1 protein-coding gene and 1 pseudogene are annotated in these 529 nt (G+C 49.3%); one reads left to right on the top strand and one right to left on the bottom strand.

Annotated elements, in window-relative coordinates; all coding sequences use genetic code 11:
- Positions 1-218, top strand: a 218-nt coding sequence (locus ACWHAR_RS31610; RefSeq protein ID WP_452088996.1) for a Na+/H+ antiporter NhaC family protein, incomplete at its 5' end; no start/stop codon positions are given.
- Positions 219-298: 80 nt separating this feature from the next.
- Here ACWHAR_RS31610 and ACWHAR_RS31605 read toward each other — a convergent pair.
- Positions 299-529, bottom strand: a pseudogene (locus ACWHAR_RS31605) (biotin transporter BioY); the annotation flags it as partial.

Here is a 529-nt window from a genome sequence, read left to right as displayed (position 1 = left end):
AGCTTGGCTTCAGCCCGATGGCGACAATCGCCATTATCGGGACGGCCGCAGCTCTCGGAGACGCCGGTTCACCTGCGAGCGACAGCACGCTTGGACCGACATCCGGCTTAAATGCAGACGGACAGCACCACCACATTTGGGACACCTGTGTTCCGACATTCATCTTCTATAATATTCCGCTGATTTTGTTCGGCTGGATCGCGGCGATTGTTCTTTAAAAAAATTCCCCTCAAAACGAGGGGAATTTTTTTCTATGTTTGTTAAAATAAAATGAGAACCGCACCACGGGCTCTCTTTATTAAAAAGTCGGATTTCTTCTGAAGCCTGCGCCTTTTTGAACCGCCCGGAAAACCTTTGAGGCGAGCGCGGCGAGCAGAACGGAGAATGCCAAGTCTTTCACGAAGAACCAGGCCATCATTTTCCAAACGGCTGAATATGACATCGGTGTATTGAGCCAAGTGGAAAAAGCGAGATACGTATAGTTGACGCCGATCAGATAAATGATCAGCGTACCGATCAATGAGGCTGC

This window comes from Bacillus sp. LR--39 (assembly GCF_053613335.1).
The sequence above is the reverse complement of the archived record's forward strand: the minus strand, read 5'-3'. Positions and strand labels throughout refer to the sequence as shown.